This is a genomic window from Pseudomonas sp. Nvir, assembly GCF_963778085.1.
Classification (GTDB): Bacteria; Pseudomonadota; Gammaproteobacteria; order Pseudomonadales; family Pseudomonadaceae; genus Aquipseudomonas; species Aquipseudomonas juntendi.
In genome coordinates this window covers 1-4163 of record NZ_CAVZVN010000002.1, presented here as the reverse complement: position 1 = coordinate 4163, position 4163 = coordinate 1, and the positions used below count along the sequence as shown (strand labels likewise).

Here is a 4163-nt window from a genome sequence, read left to right as displayed (position 1 = left end):
GAACTGGGCCTGACCGACGAAGAGAAACAGAATCAGCTGGAGCAACTGGCTGAGCAGTATGACGAACTGAAACACGAGTTCGAGAAAAAACTCGAAGCGAAACGCCGTAAAATCACCCAAGGCGACGATCTGGCACCGGGTGTGCTGAAGATTGTTAAGGTATACCTGGCCGTTAAACGCCGTATCCAGCCTGGTGATAAGATGGCAGGCCGTCACGGTAACAAGGGTGTTATCTCTAAGATCAACCCGATCGAAGATATGCCGCACGATGCTAACGGTACGCCGGTAGATATCGTACTGAACCCGCTGGGCGTACCGTCTCGTATGAACATCGGTCAGATCCTGGAAACTCACCTGGGTATGGCTGCGAAAGGCATCGGCGATAAGATCAACGCCATGCTGAAACAGCAGCAAGAAGTCGCGAAACTGCGCGAATTCATCCAGCGTGCTTACGATCTGGGCGCTGACGTTCGCCAGAAAGTTGACCTGAATACCTTCAGCGATGAAGAAGTTCTGCGTCTGGCTGAAAACCTGCGTAAAGGCATGCCGATCGCAACGCCGGTATTCGACGGTGCGAAAGAAGCTGAAATCAAAGAGCTGCTGCAGCTGGGCGACCTGCCGACTTCCGGTCAGATCACCCTGTTTGACGGCCGCACCGGTGAACAGTTCGAACGTCCGGTAACCGTGGGTTACATGTACATGCTGAAACTGAACCACCTGGTCGACGACAAAATGCACGCTCGTTCCACCGGTTCCTACAGCCTGGTTACTCAGCAGCCGCTGGGTGGTAAGGCGCAGTTCGGTGGTCAGCGCTTCGGTGAGATGGAAGTGTGGGCGCTGGAAGCTTATGGCGCGGCCTACACCCTGCAGGAAATGCTCACCGTTAAGTCTGATGACGTGAACGGTCGTACCAAGATGTATAAAAACATCGTGGACGGCAACCACCAGATGGAACCGGGCATGCCGGAATCCTTCAACGTACTGTTGAAAGAAATCCGCTCGCTGGGCATCAACATCGAACTGGAAGACGAGTAACTCTCGCTCAAACAGGTCACTGGTGCCGGGATAAAACCCGGCGCCAGATTGTGCTAACTCCGACGGGAGCAAATCCGTGAAAGACTTATTAAAGTTTCTGAAAGCGCAAACTAAAACCGAAGAGTTTGATGCGATCAAAATTGCTCTGGCATCGCCAGACATGATCCGTTCATGGTCTTTCGGTGAAGTTAAAAAGCCGGAAACCATTAACTACCGTACGTTCAAGCCTGAGCGTGACGGTCTGTTCTGTGCTCGTATTTTCGGGCCAGTAAAAGACTATGAGTGCCTGTGCGGTAAGTACAAGCGCCTGAAACACCGCGGTGTGATCTGTGAGAAGTGCGGCGTTGAAGTGACCCAGACTAAAGTGCGTCGTGAGCGCATGGGCCACATCGAGCTGGCATGCCCGACGGCGCACATCTGGTTCCTGAAATCGCTGCCGTCCCGTATCGGCCTGCTGCTGGATATGCCGCTGCGCGATATCGAACGTGTACTGTACTTCGAATCCTACGTGGTTATCGAAGGTGGCATGACCAACCTCGAACGCAACCAGATTCTGACTGAAGAGCAGTACCTGGATGCGCTGGAAGAGTTCGGTGACGAATTCGACGCGAAAATGGGTGCGGAAGCGATCCAGGCGCTGCTGCGCAATATGGATCTGGAGCAGGAATGCGAACAGCTGCGTGAAGAGCTGAACGAAACCAACTCCGAAACCAAGCGTAAAAAGCTGACCAAGCGCATTAAGCTGCTGGAAGCGTTCGTTCAGTCTGGCAACAAGCCGGAATGGATGATCCTGACCGTTCTGCCGGTTCTGCCGCCAGATCTGCGTCCGCTGGTTCCGCTCGATGGCGGCCGTTTTGCGACTTCTGACCTGAACGATCTGTATCGTCGCGTCATTAACCGTAACAACCGTCTGAAACGTCTGCTGGATCTGGCTGCGCCGGACATCATCGTACGCAACGAAAAACGTATGCTGCAGGAAGCGGTTGACGCCCTGCTGGATAACGGCCGTCGCGGTCGTGCGATCACCGGTTCTAACAAACGTCCTCTGAAATCTTTGGCCGATATGATCAAAGGTAAACAGGGTCGTTTCCGTCAGAACCTGCTCGGTAAGCGTGTTGACTACTCCGGTCGTTCTGTTATCACCGTAGGTCCATACCTGCGTCTGCATCAGTGCGGTCTGCCGAAGAAAATGGCGCTGGAGCTGTTCAAACCGTTCATTTACGGCAAGCTGGAACTGCGTGGCCTGGCCACCACCATCAAAGCCGCTAAGAAAATGGTTGAGCGCGAAGAAGCCGTTGTTTGGGATATCCTGGACGAAGTTATCCGCGAACACCCGGTACTGCTGAACCGTGCGCCAACGCTACACCGTTTAGGTATCCAGGCATTCGAACCGGTTCTGATCGAAGGTAAAGCTATTCAGCTGCACCCGCTGGTTTGTGCGGCCTATAACGCCGACTTCGATGGCGACCAGATGGCTGTTCACGTACCGCTGACGCTGGAAGCCCAGCTGGAAGCGCGTGCGCTGATGATGTCTACCAACAACATCCTGTCCCCGGCGAACGGCGAACCAATCATCGTTCCGTCTCAGGACGTTGTACTGGGTCTGTACTACATGACCCGTGACTGTGTTAACGCCAAAGGCGAAGGCATGGTGCTGACTGGCCCGAAAGAAGCGGAGCGTATTTATCGCGCCGGTCTGGCCTCTCTGCATGCGCGCGTTAAAGTGCGTATCACTGAATACGAAAAAGACGAGAATGGTGAATTCGTCGCGAAGACTAGCCTGAAAGACACGACCGTTGGCCGTGCCATTCTGTGGATGATCGTACCGAAAGGTCTGCCGTTCTCTATCGTGAACCAGGCGCTCGGTAAGAAAGCGATCTCCAAGATGCTGAACACCTGTTACCGTATTCTGGGCCTGAAACCGACCGTTATTTTTGCGGACCAGACGATGTACACCGGCTTTGCTTATGCAGCGCGTTCAGGTGCATCCGTTGGTATCGATGACATGGTCATCCCGGAGAAAAAATACGAAATCATCAGCGAAGCGGAAGCGGAAGTTGCTGAGATTCAGGAACAGTTCCAGTCTGGTCTGGTCACCGCGGGCGAGCGCTACAACAAAGTTATCGATATCTGGGCTGCGGCGAACGATCGTGTATCCAAAGCGATGATGGATAACCTGCAAACCGAAACCGTGATTAACCGTGACGGTCAGGAAGAGCAGCAGGTTTCCTTCAACAGCATCTACATGATGGCCGACTCCGGTGCGCGTGGTTCTGCGGCACAGATTCGTCAGCTGGCTGGTATGCGTGGTCTGATGGCGAAGCCGGATGGCTCGATCATCGAAACGCCGATCACCGCGAACTTCCGTGAAGGTCTGAACGTACTCCAGTACTTCATCTCCACCCACGGTGCGCGTAAAGGTCTGGCGGATACCGCACTGAAGACAGCGAACTCCGGTTACCTGACTCGTCGTCTGGTTGACGTTGCCCAGGACCTGGTCGTCACTGAAGACGACTGCGGCACCCTGGAAGGCATCACCATGACGCCGGTTATCGAAGGTGGCGACGTTAAAGAGCCGCTGCGCGATCGCGTACTGGGTCGTGTGACTGCTGAAGACGTTCTGAAGCCGGGTACCGCGGACATTCTGGTTCCACGCAACACGCTGCTGCATGAGCACTGGTGTGACCTGCTGGAAGAGAACTCCGTTGACTCCGTCAAAGTTCGTTCCGTTGTATCCTGTGACACCGACTTTGGTGTATGTGCGCACTGCTATGGTCGTGACCTGGCGCGTGGCCACCTCATCAACAAAGGTGAGGCTATCGGCGTTATCGCGGCACAGTCCATCGGTGAGCCGGGTACACAGCTGACGATGCGTACGTTCCACATCGGTGGTGCGGCATCTCGTGCGGCTGCTGAATCCAGCATCCAGGTGAAAAACAAAGGTAGCATCCGTCTGAGCAACGCGAAGTCGGTTGTGAACTCCAGCGGTAAACTGGTTATCACCTCGCGTAACACCGAGCTGAAACTGATCGACGAATTCGGTCGTACCAAAGAAAGCTATAAAGTGCCTTACGGCTGCGTTATGGAGAAAGGCGATGGCGAACAGGTTGCCGGCGGTGAAACCGTTG

General features: G+C 54.4%; 2 protein-coding genes. Both read left to right on the top strand.

Annotated features, from left to right (window positions below; all coding sequences use genetic code 11):
• On the top strand, nt 1-1035 hold a 1035-nt coding region (locus AACG97_RS00030), incomplete at its 5' end, for a DNA-directed RNA polymerase subunit beta (protein WP_445261806.1).
• Between the two features lie 76 nt (nt 1036-1111).
• Nucleotides 1112-4163, top strand: a 3052-nt coding sequence (rpoC, locus tag AACG97_RS00025; RefSeq protein ID WP_338463206.1) for a DNA-directed RNA polymerase subunit beta', incomplete at its 3' end; no start/stop codon positions are given.